Genomic DNA, 17564 nt, shown 5'->3' with positions numbered 1-17564 from the left:
GTCAGCCTCTCTTATGACAAAGGCCCCTTGAGCGTCGGGGCGGCCTACCAGGTCGTCAACAATATCGGCGGCCTGACGCCTGCGACCAGCACCTACGGCAGCACCTACTTCGGCGTGACGATCCCGGACAGCTCGCAAACGATCTTCACCGCGGGCGCAACGTATAAGTTCGGCGCGGCGAAAGTGTTCGGCTCGTATATCTACAGCCACGTCTATCCCGCCGACTATCGCAACGACTCCTTCTCCACCGCGGTCCAGTACTTCATCACGCCGGCACTCGTGCTCGATCTGCCGTTCTACATCGACTTCGTTCATCACGCAGGCCAGAGCGGTACGCGCATCACGACCGGTCCGACGTTCGACTACTTCCTCAGCAAGCGCACCGACGTCTATGTCGGCGTGGACTACAACCACCTGACCGGCGCATGGACGACTCTCGCTGCCGCCTCCGGCTCGAACCAGCCGTTCTATGGCTTCAACTCGCTGTTCGAAGCGACGATCGGTCTGCGCCACAAGTTCTAATCTGCGGTCCCAAAGATATGTTCGGCGTCTCCTGACGCCGAACATATCTCTCTGAAGGCCAAACAGCATCGGGACGCGCAATCGTGTCCCGATCGTCAATGCACGGCCCCGGCATCAAAAGGCGGGCCTCGACCCGCCAATTCCGTCTATCCATTCCTGAAGGAACACTCATGAGAATCGGTATCCCTGCCGAGAGCCGTGCCGGCGAGACGCGTGTCGCCGGCACGCCGGAAACAGTCAAAAAACTCACCGCACAGGGGCATACCGTTCTGGTGCAGAGCACGGCAGGCGAGCGTGCCCACTTCCCCGACAGCGCCTACGCACTGGCCGGGGCAACGTTGGTCGAATCGGCCGAAGCCTTTGCCGCCGATCTCGTTCTCAAAGTACAGACCCCGACAGAAACCGAACTGCAGCACATGAAGCGTGACGCGATGCTCGTCGGCATGCTCAACCCGTTCGACGTCGATCAGGTCGCCCGAATTCGCGCCGCAGGCCTATCCGCATTCGCACTCGAATCGATTCCGCGTACCACGCGCGCGCAAAGCATGGACGTGCTGTCGTCGCAAGCCAATATTGCCGGCTACAAGGCTGTGCTGCTGGCGGCGAGTTTGTACCAACGCTTCCTGCCCATGCTGATGACCGCTGCGGGCACCGTCAAGGCGGCACGCGTACTCATTCTCGGCGCGGGCGTCGCGGGCCTGCAGGCGATTGCCACGGCAAAGCGATTGGGCGCGGTGATCGAAGCGTCGGACGTGCGCCCCGCCGTCAAGGAGCAAATCGAATCGCTGGGCGCAAAGTTTCTCGATGTCCCGTGTGAAACCGACGAAGAACGTGAAACCGCCCAGGGTGTGGGCGGCTACGCGCGCCCGATGCCGGTCTCGTGGATCGCACGTCAGGCCGCTTTAGTCCATGAGCGGGCCAAACTGGCGGATATCGTGATTACGACCGCGCTGATTCCGGGGCGTACCGCACCTACGCTGCTTAATGAAGAGACGGTACGTCAGATGAAACCCGGCTCGGTGATCATCGATCTGGCCGCGGGCAAAGGCGCAAGCGTGGGCGACAGGCGCGGCGGCAATTGCCCACTGACCGAAGCGGATGCGGTGGTGCTGCGCCACGGTGTCCACATCGCCGGCTATACGAATTTGCCGGCCATGGTCGCAACGGATGCGTCTTCGCTCTACGCGCGCAACGTGTTCGACTTTTTGAAACTGGTCATCGATACCGACGGCAAACCCAGGATCGATGCCAGCGACGATATCGTGGCGGCCACCTTGCTGGGTCACGACGCCTCGATGCTGAAAACGGCATAAGGAGACGCAATGGAACTCATCACTCACACCACCACCAATCTCATCACTTTCGTTCTGGCGATTTACGTCGGTTACCACGTTGTGTGGAACGTGACCCCGGCGTTGCATACGCCGCTGATGGCCGTCACCAACGCGATATCCGCCATTGTCATTGTCGGCGCCATGCTGGCGGCAGGGTTGACCGTGGGCGGCACCGGCAAAGCGTTCGGCGCACTCGCCGTGGCGCTCGCGGCCGTCAACGTTTTCGGCGGCTTCCTCGTGACCCGCCGCATGCTCGAGATGTTCAGGAAAAAAGACACTAGAAAACCGGCCGCAACCGAAGCCAACGGAGTTTCGCGATGAGCATGAATGTCGTCACCTTGTTGTACCTGGTTGCCTCCGTCTGTTTCATTCAGGCCCTCAAAGGGCTGTCGAATCCGAAAAGTGCCCGCCTGGGCAATGCCTTCGGCATGGTCGGCATGGCGCTCGCCATTCTGACGACGCTCGCGTTGATCGTGAAGCAGGCGTCCTCGCTCGGCTCGGACCTGATGCTTGGACTGACGGTGCTCGTCGTCGCGCTGATCGTCGGCGGGGCGATCGGCACGGTTGTTGCCGCGCGCGTCGAGATGACCAGAATGCCCGAGTTGATCGCGGCCATGCACTCGTTGATCGGGCTGGCCGCAGTTTGTATTGCTTATGCGGTGGTCTCCGAGCCGTCCGCATTCGGACTGGCCGCAAGCGGCGGCGAACTGCCTTATGGTAATCGCGTCGAGTTGTTCATCGGCACCTTCATCGGTGCCATCACGTTCTCGGGGTCAGTAATCGCGTTCGGCAAGCTGTCGGGCAAGTACAAGTTCCGCCTGCTCCAGGGCGCACCGGTCGTCTATCCCGGGCAGCATGCACTTAATCTTGCACTTGCGATCGCGATGGTCGGCTTCGGGATCGCGTTCTTCCTGACCCAGTCATGGTTGCCCTTCATCGTCATGACGGCGATCGCCTTCGCGCTCGGCGTGCTGATCATCATCCCGATCGGCGGCGCCGACATGCCGGTCGTCGTCTCGATGCTCAACTCGTACTCGGGCTGGGCCGCCGCGGGCATCGGCTTTTCGCTGAACAACCCCATGCTGATCATTGCCGGATCGTTGGTCGGCTCTTCCGGCGCAATTCTTTCGTACATCATGTGCCGGGCGATGAACCGGTCGTTCTTCAGCGTGCTGCTCGGTGGCTTCGGTGCTGAAGCCGCGGCTGAAAGTGGCGCAAAGCGGGAACAACGGCCGGTCAAATCCGGTTCCGCCGATGATGCCGCATTCCTGCTCGGCAATGCGGAATCCGTGGTGATCATTCCGGGCTACGGTCTCGCGGTTGCGCGCGCACAGCATGCGCTGAAGGAGTTGACCGAAAAGCTTACAAACAAGGGCATCGACGTCCGTTATGCGATCCATCCGGTGGCCGGGCGCATGCCGGGTCACATGAACGTGCTGCTCGCCGAAGCGGAAGTGCCGTACGACCAGGTATACGAAATGGACGACATCAACGCGGAGTTCGGCCAGACCGATGTCGTGCTCGTGCTGGGCGCCAACGACGTCGTCAATCCCGCCGCAAAGACCGACCCCACGTCGCCAATCGCCGGCATGCCGATTCTGGAGGCTTATAAGGCGCGCACCGTGATCGTCAACAAACGGTCGATGGCGTCCGGCTACGCCGGTCTCGACAATGATCTGTTCTATATGGACAAAACGATGATGGTGTTCTCGGACGCCAGGAAGGTCATCGAGAACATGACCAAGGCGCTCGAATGAGCATCCATAAGCGCCGACTATCGGCCCAGACAACTTTGATCTTTGTCGACTGGGCCTTGAGACGCTACCGTATAGCGTGCTGATCCCGCATTCACAGTTATAGGCCCTCTCCATGCATGCACTTGTCATTCACGCCCCACTCGATCTGCGCATCGAGGACGTTCCCACGCCTGAACCGGAAGCCAACCAGTTGCTCGTACGGGTTCGTGCCGGCGGTATCTGCGGTTCGGATCTTCACTACTTCAATCATGGCGGTTTCGGCACGATTCGCATCAAGGAGCCTATGGTGCTCGGTCATGAAGTGTCCGGCGCCGTCGCGCGCGTGGGATCTGGTGTGACGGATATGTCGGCCGGCACCCGGATCTCCATCAGCCCGAGCCGACCGTGCGGTCTGTGCCAATACTGTCAGCAAGGCCTGCAGAATCACTGCCTGGATATGCGCTACTACGGCAGCGCCATGCGCACGCCGCACGTGCAGGGCGCATTCCGGCAGGAGATCGTGATCGACCGTTCACAGGCGCACGTCGTGGCGGACTCGTTGAGCGATGCGGAAGCCGCGATGGCCGAACCGCTTTCGGTCGCCCTTCACGCCGTTCGGCGCGCTGGTTCGTTGCTCGGCAAGCGGGTGCTCGTCACAGGATGCGGACCGATCGGCGCGTTGATCGTGGCTGCCGCGCGCAGAGCCGGAGCAGCGATGATCGTCGCAACTGACGTGAATACGCTACCGCTCGACAGCGCGAAAAAAGTCGGCGCCGACCTCGCGTTCAACATCGCGGAGACGCCAGACGCGCTCCAGCCGTTCGCGGTCGACAAGGGTAGCTTCGACGTTCTGCTCGAGGCGAGCGGCAACGCGGCGGCACTGCGCGGTGCATTCGACGTGCTCAAACCGCGCGGCGTGATCGTCCAGGTCGGTCTCGGTGGCGACATATCGCTGCCGATTAATGTGATCGTCGCCAAGGAATTCGATTTGCGCGGCGCATTCCGCTTCCACGAGGAATTCGCCATTGCCGTCGAACTGCTGAACAAGGGATTGATCGACGTGAAGCCCTTGATCTCGGGTATTTTCCCGTATCAGGATTCGGTCAAGGCGTTCCAGACAGCGGGCGATCGTTCAAAGTCGATGAAGGTGCTGGTGAGCTTCGATTGATTGCGCACGACGCGGCGATTGCGCAGCCATGCGTGATCGCCGCTTCACGTCATCTGTGTCGGTCACGTCATCTTTTGCTACCAGCACGCGCGAAGCGCAATCGTCGTTGATCATGAAAGAGCCGACGTCCCATTGCAGACGTCGGCTCTCGCCCTTCTCTCTCTGTGTTGCTCAGTTATTGCATCGCGCTTCGAGTGCATCGATAAACGCGCGGTTCCAGCGGCCTTCCTTCATCGCCCGCATGGTTTTGGCCTCTGCTTCGAGAACGGCTAGCGCTTTCTCGATGACGTGCGCGGCATCGTCCTGCGGAATGGCCAGCAAGCCATCCTGATCGCCGACGACGATATCGCCCGGATTCACCACCATGCCGCCGACCGACACCGGCACGTTGATCTCGCCCGGACCGTCCTTATACGGACCGCGATGCGTGACGCCACGCGCGTACACAGGAAAGTCCCGCTCGCGGATTTCCGCGACGTCGCGAATTGCGCCATCCACCACCAGCCCGACGACGCCCACGTGAGCGGCATAGAAGGACAGAATCCCGCCGACCACGGCGTTGTTCAGATCGCCGCCCGCGTCTACAACGAGAACGTCGCCGGGACGGCAAAACTCCAGGGCGCGCAGGTAAGTCAGGTTATCCCCGCCACGTGAGCGCACTGTGACCGCGGTGCCGGCCATCGTCTTTTTGCCGGGCCGCTGATACGGGTGCAGGCCCACGCTGCCGATGCTGCGATGCATGTTGTCGCTGAGCGCAGAGACGGGGATGTCGTGCAATGCGCTAAGGATCGTGTCGGCAGCCTGAGCCGCCGACGGGTTCTTCCTGATGGCTTTGTACATGGTCGATCTTCGCTTCCGGATGTAAGGGGGAGCAGCTCGTGCAGGTCAGGAACGACCCGGCACGACGCCGCTGCGGCACGGATATAACGGTATATCGCCCCTACGAATCGCGCCAAGACGGCTTCGTTCTTGCACGATAGGAAACGCTTATGAAGCGCAATAATCAAAAAGCGGCGGCGCAGCGATGGGTTTCTTGCTGAGGGACGATCGTGCGGTGCCAATCCAAACGGAAGTTTGTAGCGAGCAAGCCGTGTCTTCAACATCCAGCAACCGCTACAACGAAATCGCTGTCGATCGGCTTTCCCACGAAGCGGCCGGCCAAGCCGCTAGCTGCTGCACGGGGTCAGCGGCTCGCGCTCGGAGGATTTTCTTCTTTGAGCCCACCGTGCTGGTGGACGTCATCCCCGCCATACTGATTGCATGCGAGGAGACGCTCGGTTCTGTCGCGCCGCCGTTCCATTCCAATAAAGATGACGAAGCGATTGAGATGGCTAATGACACCGAGTACGGCCTTCCCGCATGCCTGCATAGCCGCGATGCCGCACGCATCTGGCGCAATGCTGGAGGTGTCATGGGCTCCGTATTCAAGAAGGAGAGGAACGACGGCAACGCGCGCGGACAATCGGACGGCCGTCGCGCTGAACCAGGGAAGCAGGCCCGTGCGGTCGCGGCGGTCTACGTATTCAAAATGCTGGCCATACGGTTTCGTGCTCTTCTCCATACTGCCTGTCAACGTTCCCTGCAGCAGCATAAGTTTCCAGCAGATACCGGAAGTCCGCCGCGTCTTTCGGGTTGGACTGCCCACGGTCCAGCCGCGCGATCACTTTCGTCATCACGAGACCCGGAATCGATGCAACGGGGTGTTGATTCGCTTGCGCGTTGCGCCTCAGCCGGACCTGCTGTTCGATCCATTCGCGATGCGGTTCGCTTGCCGAGCGGGCGAAATTGAGCGTTGTGGCCTTGCTGGAAATGCCAGTAGCCGGTGGTCGCGGCAGTGGGGGAGTTTGCGTGAGGGTCGATTCAAAGCCGGTGGTCACCATGGAGGAGTTTGCCGACCCAGACTTCTCCGACTCGAAGATGGCATGCGGCGGATCGTCTTACGGTCGATACCCGTAAGACGCTGGCTCTTGTTACGCTCGAGTAGCATGAATACGGTGCTTTGCAGGTGCGGCTTCAAGACGTTCACTCCCTGAACTACTTCTTGTTCGAAGGAGACGAAGATAGACGTCCTGCAACACTTCTCCCGTCAGCTCAGTCGACGGTCGTCAGATGGGGGAATTTGAAGTGACCATGCCCGGGGGAATTTGACCGACCGCCGGGGATCAATATCCCCGAACCAGCGACCCGACAGGCGGTTCTTGACACGTACGCGAGAGCGTTTGCGCAGTACCCGAGGACGAGGCTCCTTCTGCTGACTCACGCGAGTCATCGCACCGGCCTCATCATGCCGGTAGCGGAGATTGCGCAAATGGCGAAAGCACGGGACATCGATGTCATCGTCGATGCCGCGCTTACGTGGGGGCAGATTGATTTCAAGGTCACCGATCTGCACGCAGATTTTGTGGGCTTCAATCTGCACAAGTGGATGGGTGCGCCGCTCGGCGTCGGATTCATGTATATCCGCAAGGAGCGACTGCCCGACATCGACCGTGCCTTCTGCGACGAAGACAATCCTCCGGACGATATCCGTTCCCGCGTGCACTCCGGTACCACGAACACGGCGAATGTGATGACAATTCCCGCTGCACTGGCCTTCCATGACAGCATCGGCATTCAGAACAAATGCGCAAGGTTGCGGTACCTGCGAGAGTATTGGGTCTCCCGTGTGCGGGACGTAAAAAACGTTCAGATCCTGACACCAGATGACCCGCGTTGCTACGGCGCGATTACGTCGTTCCGGATCAAGGACAAGACGACGAAGAACGACAATGTCAGGATCGTGAACCAGATGTATGACCAGCACAAGGTTTTCACAACGCGGCGCGGCGGGATTGCGGCCGGCGATTGTGTACGCGTGACGACGGCCGTGTTCACGTCCCCCGCAGACCTTGACCGTCTGGTCGCGGCGATCGAGGATGTCGCCGCGAGTTAGTCCTGCGCTCGAAGGGTCGCCTTAGCCGGTGCAACGTCGATCAGGGCACGTCCCTACGCCCCCTTCCTGGTTACCGACCTCCTCTTGCCACGCCTGGCTTACACATACTTTCATCTCGTCGTACCCGCAGGGCGAAACGAAACCTGGCCAAGTATGAGAGGCTGGCCACCACACACTTGATGCTAGTATCTTCCTGAGGGCTAAAATAGCTCTAAGGGTAAGCAACGCGTGGAGGTTGATCGTGCCTGGAATCAAGCAAATGGCAACGGCGGCGCCCAGATCCGGAAAGATCGGTGCGGGCAAAGGCGTTGCGACGAAACAGACTGGCAAGAGCACGGGCGGTGCTGTCGCGGCAAAGCGCATGGGCAAAAACGTGGATGTTATTGTGACGACGAACCGTGTGGGCAAGAGCGCGGACGCCGTTGCGGCACCAAAACGCGCGGGCAAGACCGCAGACGTCGTCGCGAAGGGAAAGCGTGCGGGCAAGATCACAAACGTCGTCGTTCCAGCCAAGCGGGCGGGCAAAACTGCAGACGTTGTTGTCGCGGGAAAACGTGCGGGCACGGCCCTAGGCGGCGCTGTGCTGGTCTCGCGTCGTGCAGCAAAGGGCGTGATGCCTATCGTGGAAGTCAGATTCGGACATGTCTCGGTTTCAGTGCAGAAGCCGACCGCGGCCGACGTCAAGCGTGCAGTCACCGCGAGCAAAAAGGTCGCAAAGGGTCTTGGTGAACGCCTTGTCAGACCCGGTGTGAGCTTGCGCCACCCGCCGGGCGTGCCCGTCTTCACTGCTGATCCGCGCGACCCACAACGGGTGGTACGGCGTCTTCATGGCAAGGTGGAGCGAGGCCATTTCGTGAATGGCCAGTTCGAACCCGAAAAATCCCCCGCGTAGTTTCGTATGGCGAGAAAAACTCCAATACAAAAATCAGTCAGCGATATCGTCAAATTCGCCGTAGCCTCCGGCAAACCGCTCGCCATCGTCCTGGCAGGCCACAATGGTTCGGGGAAATCGACCATGTGGTATGAGCACATCGTCGACGACCTCCGTATTCCGCTGATCAACGCCGACCGGATGATGCTGTCCATTCTGCCGGAAAAGGACAGTGACGGCCATTTGCGCCCTTGGGCGCAGATCCTGCGCGACACCGATACCATGTGGATGCAGGTCGCGCAAAAGGGCGTTGAGAGCTTTGTTGCCCAGGCGATGGCCAATCAGGTGCCCTTTGCCACTGAAACGGTTTTCTCTCACTGGAAGGCCCTGCCTGACGGCGAATACGAGAGCAAGATTGGGCTGATCCTCAATCTGCAGGCGGCGGGCTATTTCGTCATGCTGCTCTTTGTGGGTTTGAGCAGCGCAGCACTCTCCTTGGGGCGTGTGTCCACGCGCGTTGCGGCCGGTGGACACAATGTAGCATCAGACAAGATCCTTGCACGATTCCCCCGCACGCAACGGGCCATCGGTGCCGCATTGACCATCGCGGACGCAGCGGTGCTTGTCGACAACAGCCGGGCTCTGTCTCAGGCGTTCACGCCGTGTTATGCCCGCACGCGCACAGACCTGTTATTTGATATTCGTACGGACGGCGCCGCGCCTCAGCAAATCACAGCGTGGCTGGATATTGTGGCGCCGCAGACGCCGCCACCACATCGCAAGTCGTGACGGGACTCAGTCAGACCGACGGCCTGACCGCCGCTTAGCCCACGTTTCGAGAATCTCAGCGTGCCCGTGGGTATACCGGAGGTCGTGACCGTCCTGATAGGCTGGATGCGATACTGCTCAAGCTGGTGCCCTGCCCCTCGGTCCAGATGTGCGTAATGTCCGAGGCGAACACCTGATTGGGCTCGGCCGGTGTGGAGTTGCGGTTCAACGCGTTCGGCGGGGAGTACCTATCCGACGCTGACAATGGTGGCCCGATCGAGACGCACGCCGTCGCGTGCCGCGATCTCGGATTGCCGATGCACCGGCGTGTGGTTCGCATACTTCGCCACGCTATTCCGAAAGCGGAATAGGGCAGAGGATTTTTTGGTTACCGCTCGCGGGCTGATCCTGATCGGCTCCGTTATGCCTCCGCGGCCGCGATCGGTAACCAAAAAATCCTCTCCCATATTTACCCAGCGATATAAGAGACACACGACAGCAATGGAAATGCTGCGCGCAGGTGTTGGTCGAACTGTGATCGCATTGTGGCTGGGCCACGAGTCGGCGGAGACAACCCAGATGTATCTTGACGCTGATCTCGAGATGAAGTCAGCGGTGTTAGCCAAGACCACGGTACCGAGCGCGCGTCGCGGGAAGTATCGGCCTCCCGATCCACTTCTGAGGTTCCTCGAGTCCTTATAGGCCTGAACTATGCCGCGCGAACGACGGAACAAAATCGTACGTCTCCCATCGCTGTCGACTGTGCGGCATAGTCCGGAAGGCGGCATAGGCAACAACGATGTCGGCCAGCAAGCTCGGATGCGCGATGCTGCGCTCGATCGGCAGCCCCGGCATGGGTGGTTGCACGATATGGCCGCAACCGGTGCAGATCCGCTTGCGACGGATCCTGCGGATGACCTTGAACATCGCCGTGACGCGCGCGAGTTGCTCGGACACGTCCTCGCCGAGCAACTCCATGGCGTTGTTGCACTTCGGGCACGTCGAGTCGGGCTCGAGCACGCGTTCTTCGCGTGGCAGATGGGGCGGCACGGCTTCCTTCGGGGCTGCCGCAGACACGCCTGAACTCGATGCACGAGCGCGTGCACGGCAAACATCGGCAACGCCGCTGCCCGCTGCCAGATCGCACGTCACCGGCGCAGCAGGAACGATATCTAGTGGTGCGTTCATCGAAGGTAGCGGCGGCGCTTCCGCGACGAACAAACAGTTCCTCGCAAGCGCTGGGATACAAGTCTGATTCTGGAGAACGGGTACCCGGCACCGCCTAAGGTCGGTGAGCGCCGCATGCTGCCATAGAACGGAGTGTGCCCCATGTCAGCAACGGCCCCTTCCGCGACTGGTTTCTATTGTGCCGGGTCAACCAACACTTTCATTTTCCGCCCAGCCCGCAGTTCCTCGAAACCTTCTGAGAGTACATTCTCCAGCGGCACGGTTTCCACCCAACCCGTGGTCCTGTAGTGTCCGCGCTCCATCAGGTCGATCACGCTCTTGTAGTCCTTGCCTGTGTAACAGAGCGTCCCCTGTATGCGCCGTTCCCGCATGACAGTCTCGAGCAATGGTGTAAGCATTGGCTTGTCGTAGATTGCAACACTCACAAGAGTCCGGTGCTCGCCCAACGATTTCAACGCAGACGAGATTGCAGCCGGGACGCCAGCGGCGTCGTACGCGGCATCGACTCCTTCACCGTTGGTTCTATCCGCGATAAAGGCCGGCACGTCAACGCTCGTCGGATCGATAGTGCGCGCTCCTAGCCCTTCAATTGCTTTGCGACGGATCGCCGATGGCTCTACCACGTCGATCTCGGTTACGCCCATACCGCGCAAAGCGAACCACAGACCTATGCCAATCGGACCCGCGCCGAAAATAAGCGTACGACTCTGGTCGGTCACATCTCCGAGGGTGGCCGCGTGGTAGGCGACCGCCATTGGTTCGACCAATGCGCCCATTTCGACGGGAACGTTGCCGGTTAGCTTGTGAACCATGTGACTCGGTACGACCGCATATTCCGCCATCCCACCATCGGACGAGAGTCCCTGAAATCCGACACATCGGCACACGTTGTAAAAGCCGGATCTACATGGCCTGCACATGCCACAGCGAATGACCGGTTCGATCGCGACGTTGTCCCCTTCCTCGATACCGGTGACGTCGGGCCCCACTTCCACTACAGTTCCCGAGAACTCATGCCCGATCACGACGGGCAAGGTCTTGCCAGTCAGTGGATGTGGCTCAGTCTTTGGAATCAGGACCGGACCGTCGTAGTATTCGTGGATGTCAGTACCGCAGATGCCGTTTCGACTGACCTTGATCTTCACTTCGCCTTTCGATGGCGACGGCTCTGGAACGTCGTCAATTGTGATTTGGCGATTACCATAGTAGACAGCAGCTTTCATAGTGAACGACTCCTTCTGTTAAATACAGAATTCACGTCGCACGTCACAATGCGACACTCTTTGCCCGCAGAGTAGTGGGCGGCTACCAACGTGGTGGTCTTTCTTTCGATTAGCCTGAAACACTTCCTGGAAGGTTCATTTCAACCGAATGGGAAAACCGCCGTCCCGGTCGATATGGTTTCAAGAAATTTGAGCTTGTCTGGCTCTTTGATCAATTCGCCGATTTCTCTTTTGAAAGGCCATAGAATTCAAAATAGACGACATAAATCAGCATGACGTAGTTGAGTAGATCAACCCAGGTGAGCGGGTCACCGCCAAAGCCGGGTACTATTTCCGCTTCATGAAGTACCGATACGGCAAACCATCGCGTATAGATTTCAAAAGAGATCAAACCAAGGCCCCAGCAAATCGATGCGCGTATTACACGATTCGTCAACATGCCAAACCGGTTCGGCCAATTGCCCGCAACGTTGGCCCAGAAGATCAGCCAGAAAGCGATCCACACACCCAACTGAGCGGGCCAGATTGGGAGCGTTGTACCGAGTTTTTCGAGAGCGCTGGAAGGAATGAGAACCCATCTGAGCAGCGCGAGATGTCCTGCGTAGAGTGCTGTCCCCAGTAGAAAATTTCCGACCAGTGCCGCAAGCGCCGTCTGACTTTTTCGCTTCAGCATGCTCCACGGCCAGTTGTCGAAAATAAGGAAAGTCGTTAGCCACGCGACGATAACGGAATAGAACCAGCCGATCGCCACCGGCAGGGCAAGCAGGGGCGCGTGAGGCTCAGAAGCAGTCGTCAGGTTCGGGTATATAAGCAGAAAATAACCGAGTCCCGTGAGGCAACAACCGCCGGCCAATTGCGCGACACTGCCAACTACAGGTCTCACCCCGCTATCTGACCACGGCCATCCGGACATGCCTGTAGCCAGAATGCCGAAGCCATAAAAACCGATCAACACGATAAGGCCGGCCGCGCCATATCCGACACCGCCGACTGAGGTAAACGTCGGGTCCAATGCGCCATAGCCATAGACGAGTACGCCCGGCAAGAGGAATGCAAGCCCAACCGTAACAACGGTCGCGATACAGCCCCGGGCAGGTTGTTTGAACGTCGAGAACCCGGCCATACCGAAATTAAAACCGATGAAAACGAGCACCAGGATGCCCCAGAACAGGTACATGCCGAACGGCTGCGGGGAATACTTCCAGACGGCGAATTTTGCGTCGACAAACAGACGCCATATGCCAAGGCTTATGGCGTGCACAACAAAAAACACGGCAATTGAGAACACGAAAGGCTGCAGTACTAATCCCGTAGGCGCAACGGAGAGTTCCTCTTGTGCAGCAATGTTGGAGCTGATGGGTTCCATGATCGGCATATCCAATACGATAAAAGTCCGATCGAATAGCGCGCTGGACCCACTATGGTCAATCGCGCGCTTGAAAATCGGACGAAAAGAGCGCAGCCGCGTCGGTCAACGTGGCGCTTTGGAGTGAGCGGGCGTCGACCGGCGACTGGCCGATCGGGCCAGATACCCGGGCGCCAGCACGCTATCGGTACACCAGTCCTCCGTCGATCATCGGTGCCTGTCCAGTCATATAGTCGGCATCGGGTCCGGCCAGGTAGGAAACCAATCCAGCAACGTCGTCTGGTGTTTCAGCGCGACCTAGTGCTATCCCCTCCACGTATTTCTTGTATGTTTCGCCGACGGGCACCCCTGTTATTTCGGCCATGCGTTTGTCTATCTCAACCCACATGTCCGTCCCGACCACACCTGGACAATAGGCATTGACCGTGATCCCGTCACTCGCCAATTCCTTGGCCGCCGCTTGCGTCAACGCACGAACCGCGAACTTCGTTGCGCAATAGACGCCAAGCAATGCGAATGCATCATGAGCCGCAATTGAAGCCGCATTGATGATTTTTCCTTTCTTTTTAAGCGCCTTGAATTTCTTCGCGGCAGCCTGAATGCCCCACAGAACGCCCTCGATGTTAACCTTCAGAATCTGCTCTACCTCCGCCGGTGTGACATCGAGAAGGGCTTGCACTTGAGCGATACCGGCGTTGTTCACCATGATGTCGAGGGTGCCTAGTTCATCTGCAGCATGTTCGACGGCAGCATAGATTTCGTCCCGCTTCGACACATCGGCCACGTAGATGGTCGCCCGTCGGCCGAGATCGCGAATCTCGGCAGCAACCACCTCCAATTTCTCTACGTTGACGTCAACCAACGCAAGATCGGCACCGTCCCTCGCGAGCCGCAACGCAATGCCGCGGCCGATACCTTGCCCGGCGCCCGTGACGAGCGCCACCTTCGTATGAATGGTCATCTGATTTCCTTTCGTAGAAATTTGATCCGGCAGCCCTATTTCCCTGCCTCAGGAAGAATGTGCTGCCGGACCGTCGCTTTCATCATGCGCGAAACACACTGCTGTTCCGCCATGCCTATCGCCTCATGAGTGAATTTTTATGTCTGATCTCTGTCGACACCTTGACCTGTGTTCAGCGCCGAATGTCCTCGGTCGCGTTACAACCGGTGATGAACTTTCGGAAGCCCGAATACGGGCGTCGGAATGCCTTCCATGCGCGCCTTCAGTTGTAGCGACAGATACTGCGAGTAGTGGCGCGACTGATGCAGATTGCCGCCGTGGAACCACAGCGCCTGCTGCTGCGTCGGCTTCCACATGTTGCGCTGCTCGCCTTCCCACGGTCCCGGGTCTTTCGTCGTAGCGGAGCCGAGGCCCCACACTTTGCCCACCTTGTCGGCGACTTCGCGAGAGATCAGATCGGCGGCCCAGCCGTTCATCGATCCATAACCCGTCGCATAGACAACGAGGTCGGCCGGCAACTCGGTGCCGTCTGACAGCAGCACCGAATGCGCTTTCAGCTCCACCACGTCGACGCCACTTTTCAACTTGATCTTGCCATCGGCGACGAGATCGGACGCGCCGACGTCGATGTAATAGCCCGAGCCGCGCCGCAGATACTTCATGAAGAGACCCGAGCCGTCGTCGCCGAAATCGAGCATAAAACCCGCGCGTTCGAGCCGCGCGTAAAACTCGGCGTCGAGTTCCCGGATCTTCTCGTAGACGGGAATCTGGAACTCGTGGAGGATCTTGTAGGGCAACGACGCGAAGGTCATGTCGGCTTTCCATGTCGTCATACCCGAGGCGACCGCACGCTCGGAATAAAGATCGCCGAGCGCATGCTCCATCAGCGATTCCGACTTCACGATATGCGTCGACGAGCGCTGGACCATGGTGACGTCCACGCCCGCTTCCCATAGCGCGCCACAGATGTCGTGCGACGAATTATTCGCGCCGATCACCACCACTTTCTTGCCGCGATACGCATCGGGTCCCGGATGTTGCGACGAATGGTGCTGCTCGCCCTTGAACACGTCGCGGCCTTTGAACGCGGGAATATTCGGTTTGCCCGACATGCCCGTTGCAAGCACGAGTTGTTTGGGGCGCAGCGTCAGCGTCTCGCCGCCACGCTCGACTTCCACCACCCATTCTTTCGCGGCTTCGTCGTAGCGCGCCGATTTGCAGGTGGTCGAGCTCCAGTAGTTCAGCTCCATCACCTTCGTGTACATCTCGAGCCAGTCGCCCACTTTGTCCTTAGGAGTGAAAACCGGCCAGTTGTCGGGAAACGGCAGATAAGGCATGTGGTCGTACCAGACGGGATCGTGCAGGCACAGTGTCTTGTAGCGCTTGCGCCATGCGTCGCCCGGCTTGTCGTTCTTGTCGAGGATGATGGTCGGCACGTTCAATTGCCGCAGCCGCGCACCGAGCGCGATGCCGCCCTGTCCGCCACCGACGATCAGACAATACGGCTGCTTCGTCACACCCAGCGTTTCACTTTCATGCTCGCGATGTTCCTTCCAGCTCGTTCGGCCAGCGCGCGCGCCGTGCTCCGCGCCCATCGGCCGCTTGAAATTCTTCGGCTCCTCGTGGCCCTTCAGTTCGCTCATCACCGTGAGCAACGTCCAGATCCGGCCGTTCTTCAGGCGGATGAAACCATTGCCGCGCGCAACGCCCGTCTCGAACGTGATCCACGCCTGCGCGATCCCATCCGCTTCGGTTTCGGGCTCACCCGTTGCGACGCGAAAATTCGAGGGTTCGGCGCTATCCAGTTGCGCGTCCAGCATCGCAGCGATCTGTTCGCAACCTTCCATGGTCTTGATGTTCCAGGTGAGACTCACGAGGTCACGCCAATAACAGTCCGGCTGGAACAACTCGACGACGGCGGGAATGTCCCGGTTCGCGAGCGCAGTGTTCAGTCGCTCGAGCATGCCTGCTACGACAGAGATAGGATTGGCTTCGGCCACGGTTACTCCTCCATTAGAACGGATGGTCAATACATTGCTGAAGGCGGGTTTCTCGGCCGCACTGGAATTGGGGCGCTAAAAGCCGAGTGAATCAGCGCCGATGCGGCGGCACAATGTCGTGCTTTGCGATGCGCCGGTAGAGTGTCGCTCGCGACATGCCGAGCAGCTTCGCCGCTTCGATCGGGCGCCACTTGGCCGTCGTGAGCGCGTTGACGATACGTCGCCGTTCGGTCATATCGGCTTCGCATACAGGTGCTTTCGGCGCGCCAAGGGCCGCGGCCGGTGTGCTGTGCCGGTGCAGCGTCTGGAACACCGGCTGGCGCACCCGCGCGAAAAGCGGCTCGCCGCTGCGCGCGAGCCGCAGCGATATAAAGTCGCTTCCCATGCGGGCATCGAGCAGCCGTAAGACGCGGGTATTGAAGAGTTCCGACGCATCACACGGCAAGCGATCGAGGCCCGGCACGCATTCCCTTGCCCGGCGGTTCGCGGCAACAGCCCAGCCGCGCTCGTCGAAGGCAATGAGGATCTCGGGCTGCGATTCCACGTAGTGGCGATTGCGGTGTGCAAGCATCACCCAGCGGTTCGCCGTGGCGTGGAGAAAATAGCTGTTCTCGATCAGAATCGCGCTTTGTCGCACGATATGGTTGACGAGGCGCTGGCTCTCGCGTTCGTCCGGCGACAGTACGGCCGATGCGTCCAGCACGCCAATCAGCTCGCCGGAAAGGCCGAAGATCGGTGAAGCGCTGCACGTCAGCGTAGTGAACGCGGCGCGAAAATGGTCGAATTTGTGCACTGTGATCGGCTCGCGGTCGAGCAGCACGGTCGCGATGCCGCAGGTGCCTTCCTCGCGCTCCGACCAACACGAACCCGGGTACAGCCCCGCGCGCTTGAACGCGTTGCGCCGGTCAGGGTCGACGCGATAGTCAATCGTCACTCCAGCCGCGTCGGTAAGCATCACGCAATAGTCAGCTTCTCGCACCATCTCGTGCAGCTGCGACAGGCACTGCCCCGATGCGCGCAGCACCCGTTCCTCGCGTTGGCGAACATCGCGAAGCTCCGGCGTCGTGAGGATACGGGGCCCGACCGTGGCACCCGGATCGAGGTGATGTTGTTCGAGCGAACGCCGGTACGATGACACGAGTCGGGGCGACGCACCGTCGCCCGGGCGGGGCGCACGCGCCTCGATTGCACTGCGCACGCGTTCGATATGTCGGGTCTGCGGAACATAGGGCATGGCGAGTCTCCGGCGGTCCGATAGCGGCGCGCGCATTTTGCGCGGCACATCGATACTTCGTTGGTTCAAGTGTTGTACCACGCGCTTTCGCAGAGATCACACCGCAATGCACCATCGACCTCATTGAGACGTTCGTCTCAGATGAGGAGATCGACTGCAAACCTTCGGCCGATGCTCGAAGGTCGACGTCGTTTAACGAAGCGACGAGAGGCAGTTGCCGGTTGGATTGTGTTGAAAAAGTCTTGTTTTGGATCAGGGCGC

General features: G+C 59.6%; 15 protein-coding genes and 2 pseudogenes. 9 read left to right on the top strand and 8 right to left on the bottom strand.

All coding sequences use genetic code 11. The annotated features are described in order from the left end of the window. The 5 genes from BM438_RS02670 to BM438_RS02650 form a co-directional block, all read left to right on the top strand. Window positions 1-522: porin (locus BM438_RS02670; protein WP_143131634.1), on the top strand; the 522-nt coding region annotated here is incomplete at its 5' end. 170 nt (window positions 523-692) lie between these two features. Continuing rightward, window positions 693-1835, top strand: a complete 1143-nt coding sequence (locus BM438_RS02665; protein ID WP_093632744.1) for a Re/Si-specific NAD(P)(+) transhydrogenase subunit alpha — start codon at window positions 693-695, stop codon at window positions 1833-1835. Between the two features lie 9 nt (window positions 1836-1844). Then, complete coding sequence (locus tag BM438_RS02660) at window positions 1845-2177, top strand: NAD(P) transhydrogenase subunit alpha part 2 (RefSeq protein WP_093632743.1); 333 nt, start codon at window positions 1845-1847, stop codon at window positions 2175-2177. Beyond that, entirely contained in the window at window positions 2174-3613 is a 1440-nt protein-coding gene (locus BM438_RS02655) for an NAD(P)(+) transhydrogenase (Re/Si-specific) subunit beta (RefSeq protein ID WP_093632742.1), read from the top strand. The genes BM438_RS02660 and BM438_RS02655 overlap by 4 nt, the downstream gene beginning before the upstream one ends. Before the next feature lie 112 nt (window positions 3614-3725). Next, window positions 3726-4760, top strand: a complete 1035-nt coding sequence (locus BM438_RS02650) for an L-idonate 5-dehydrogenase (protein WP_093632741.1) — start codon at window positions 3726-3728, stop codon at window positions 4758-4760. Between the two features lie 171 nt (window positions 4761-4931). Here the strand turns inward: BM438_RS02650 and BM438_RS02645 are convergent, their stop codons facing one another. Next, a complete protein-coding gene (locus tag BM438_RS02645; protein WP_093632740.1) occupies window positions 4932-5600 on the bottom strand; it encodes an RraA family protein in 669 nt (222 codons plus the stop codon). A gap of 184 nt (window positions 5601-5784) precedes the next feature. Between BM438_RS02645 and BM438_RS46925 the strand changes: the two are divergent. Then, window positions 5785-6105, top strand: a pseudogene (locus tag BM438_RS46925) (aldehyde dehydrogenase family protein); the annotation flags it as partial. Between the two features lie 178 nt (window positions 6106-6283). On the opposite strand, the gene BM438_RS46920 reads toward BM438_RS46925, so the two are convergent. Next, the gene (locus tag BM438_RS46920; RefSeq protein ID WP_425270720.1) at window positions 6284-6640 is read right to left on the bottom strand and encodes a hypothetical protein; all 357 of its coding nucleotides are present in this window, start codon (window positions 6638-6640) and stop codon (window positions 6284-6286) included. A gap of 281 nt (window positions 6641-6921) precedes the next feature. Between BM438_RS46920 and BM438_RS02630 the strand changes: the two genes are divergently transcribed. The 3 genes from BM438_RS02630 to BM438_RS02620 all read left to right on the top strand — a co-directional run bounded on the left by BM438_RS02630 (window position 6922) and on the right by BM438_RS02620 (window position 9352). After that, the gene (locus BM438_RS02630) at window positions 6922-7692 is read left to right on the top strand and encodes an aminotransferase class V-fold PLP-dependent enzyme (RefSeq protein ID WP_093632739.1); all 771 of its coding nucleotides are present in this window, start codon (window positions 6922-6924) and stop codon (window positions 7690-7692) included. A gap of 361 nt (window positions 7693-8053) precedes the next feature. After that, window positions 8054-8584 carry a hypothetical protein gene (locus BM438_RS46085; RefSeq protein WP_244179225.1) on the top strand — a complete coding sequence of 177 codons (531 nt, stop codon included), beginning with the start codon at window positions 8054-8056 and terminating at the stop codon, window positions 8582-8584. A 6-nt stretch (window positions 8585-8590) separates the two neighbouring features. Further along, the gene (locus tag BM438_RS02620) at window positions 8591-9352 is read left to right on the top strand and encodes a toxin (protein ID WP_093632738.1); all 762 of its coding nucleotides are present in this window, start codon (window positions 8591-8593) and stop codon (window positions 9350-9352) included. 768 nt (window positions 9353-10120) lie between these two features. Here the strand turns inward: BM438_RS02620 and BM438_RS02610 are convergent. From BM438_RS02610 to BM438_RS02585, 6 genes and pseudogenes are all read right to left on the bottom strand, one after another. Then, window positions 10121-10474 (bottom strand): annotated as a pseudogene (locus tag BM438_RS02610) (IS66 family transposase zinc-finger binding domain-containing protein); the annotation flags it as partial. Window positions 10475-10692: 218 nt separating this feature from the next. Further along, window positions 10693-11742: a 2,3-butanediol dehydrogenase gene (locus tag BM438_RS02605; RefSeq protein ID WP_093632736.1), complete on the bottom strand. Its 1050-nt coding sequence runs from the start codon at window positions 11740-11742 to the stop codon at window positions 10693-10695. Between the two features lie 211 nt (window positions 11743-11953). Next, window positions 11954-13108 (bottom strand): hypothetical protein, encoded by a 1155-nt coding sequence (locus BM438_RS02600; protein ID WP_093632790.1) that lies wholly within the window; start codon window positions 13106-13108, stop codon window positions 11954-11956. Between the two features lie 181 nt (window positions 13109-13289). Beyond that, complete coding sequence (locus tag BM438_RS02595; RefSeq protein ID WP_093632735.1) at window positions 13290-14069, bottom strand: acetoin reductase; 780 nt, start codon at window positions 14067-14069, stop codon at window positions 13290-13292. A 197-nt stretch (window positions 14070-14266) separates the two neighbouring features. Further along, window positions 14267-16033 carry an NAD(P)/FAD-dependent oxidoreductase gene (locus BM438_RS02590; RefSeq protein ID WP_093632789.1) on the bottom strand — a complete coding sequence of 589 codons (1767 nt, stop codon included), beginning with the start codon at window positions 16031-16033 and terminating at the stop codon, window positions 14267-14269. Between the two features lie 127 nt (window positions 16034-16160). Then, window positions 16161-17303 carry a sigma-54-dependent Fis family transcriptional regulator gene (locus tag BM438_RS02585; RefSeq protein ID WP_093632734.1) on the bottom strand — a complete coding sequence of 381 codons (1143 nt, stop codon included), beginning with the start codon at window positions 17301-17303 and terminating at the stop codon, window positions 16161-16163. Window positions 17304-17564: the final 261 nt, after the last annotated feature.

Source organism: Paraburkholderia aspalathi (assembly GCF_900116445.1).
GTDB lineage: Bacteria > Pseudomonadota > Gammaproteobacteria > Burkholderiales > Burkholderiaceae > Paraburkholderia > Paraburkholderia aspalathi.
The sequence above is the reverse complement of the archived record's forward strand: the minus strand, read 5'-3'. Positions and strand labels throughout refer to the sequence as shown.

What these genes read in the sequence shown, in the direction of transcription:
- BM438_RS02665 (WP_093632744.1), top strand. Translation starts at nt 693, where the DNA reads ATGAGAATCGGTATCCCTGCCGAGAGCCGTGCCGGCGAGACGCGTGTC.
- BM438_RS02660 (WP_093632743.1), top strand. Translation starts at nt 1,845, where the DNA reads ATGGAACTCATCACTCACACCACCACCAATCTCATCACTTTCGTTCTG.
- BM438_RS02655 (WP_093632742.1), top strand. Translation starts at nt 2,174, where the DNA reads ATGAGCATGAATGTCGTCACCTTGTTGTACCTGGTTGCCTCCGTCTGT.
- BM438_RS02650 (WP_093632741.1), top strand. Translation starts at nt 3,726, where the DNA reads ATGCATGCACTTGTCATTCACGCCCCACTCGATCTGCGCATCGAGGAC.
- BM438_RS02645 (WP_093632740.1), bottom strand. Translation starts at nt 5,600, where the DNA reads ATGTACAAAGCCATCAGGAAGAACCCGTCGGCGGCTCAGGCTGCCGAC.
- BM438_RS46920 (WP_425270720.1), bottom strand. Translation starts at nt 6,640, where the DNA reads ATGGTGACCACCGGCTTTGAATCGACCCTCACGCAAACTCCCCCACTG.
- BM438_RS46085 (WP_244179225.1), top strand. Translation starts at nt 8,054, where the DNA reads ATGGGCAAAAACGTGGATGTTATTGTGACGACGAACCGTGTGGGCAAG.
- BM438_RS02620 (WP_093632738.1), top strand. Translation starts at nt 8,591, where the DNA reads ATGGCGAGAAAAACTCCAATACAAAAATCAGTCAGCGATATCGTCAAA.
- BM438_RS02605 (WP_093632736.1), bottom strand. Translation starts at nt 11,742, where the DNA reads ATGAAAGCTGCTGTCTACTATGGTAATCGCCAAATCACAATTGACGAC.
- BM438_RS02600 (WP_093632790.1), bottom strand. Translation starts at nt 13,108, where the DNA reads ATGGAACCCATCAGCTCCAACATTGCTGCACAAGAGGAACTCTCCGTT.
- BM438_RS02595 (WP_093632735.1), bottom strand. Translation starts at nt 14,069, where the DNA reads ATGACCATTCATACGAAGGTGGCGCTCGTCACGGGCGCCGGGCAAGGT.
- BM438_RS02590 (WP_093632789.1), bottom strand. Translation starts at nt 16,033, where the DNA reads ATGCTCGAGCGACTGAACACTGCGCTCGCGAACCGGGACATTCCCGCC.
- BM438_RS02585 (WP_093632734.1), bottom strand. Translation starts at nt 17,303, where the DNA reads ATGCCCTATGTTCCGCAGACCCGACATATCGAACGCGTGCGCAGTGCA.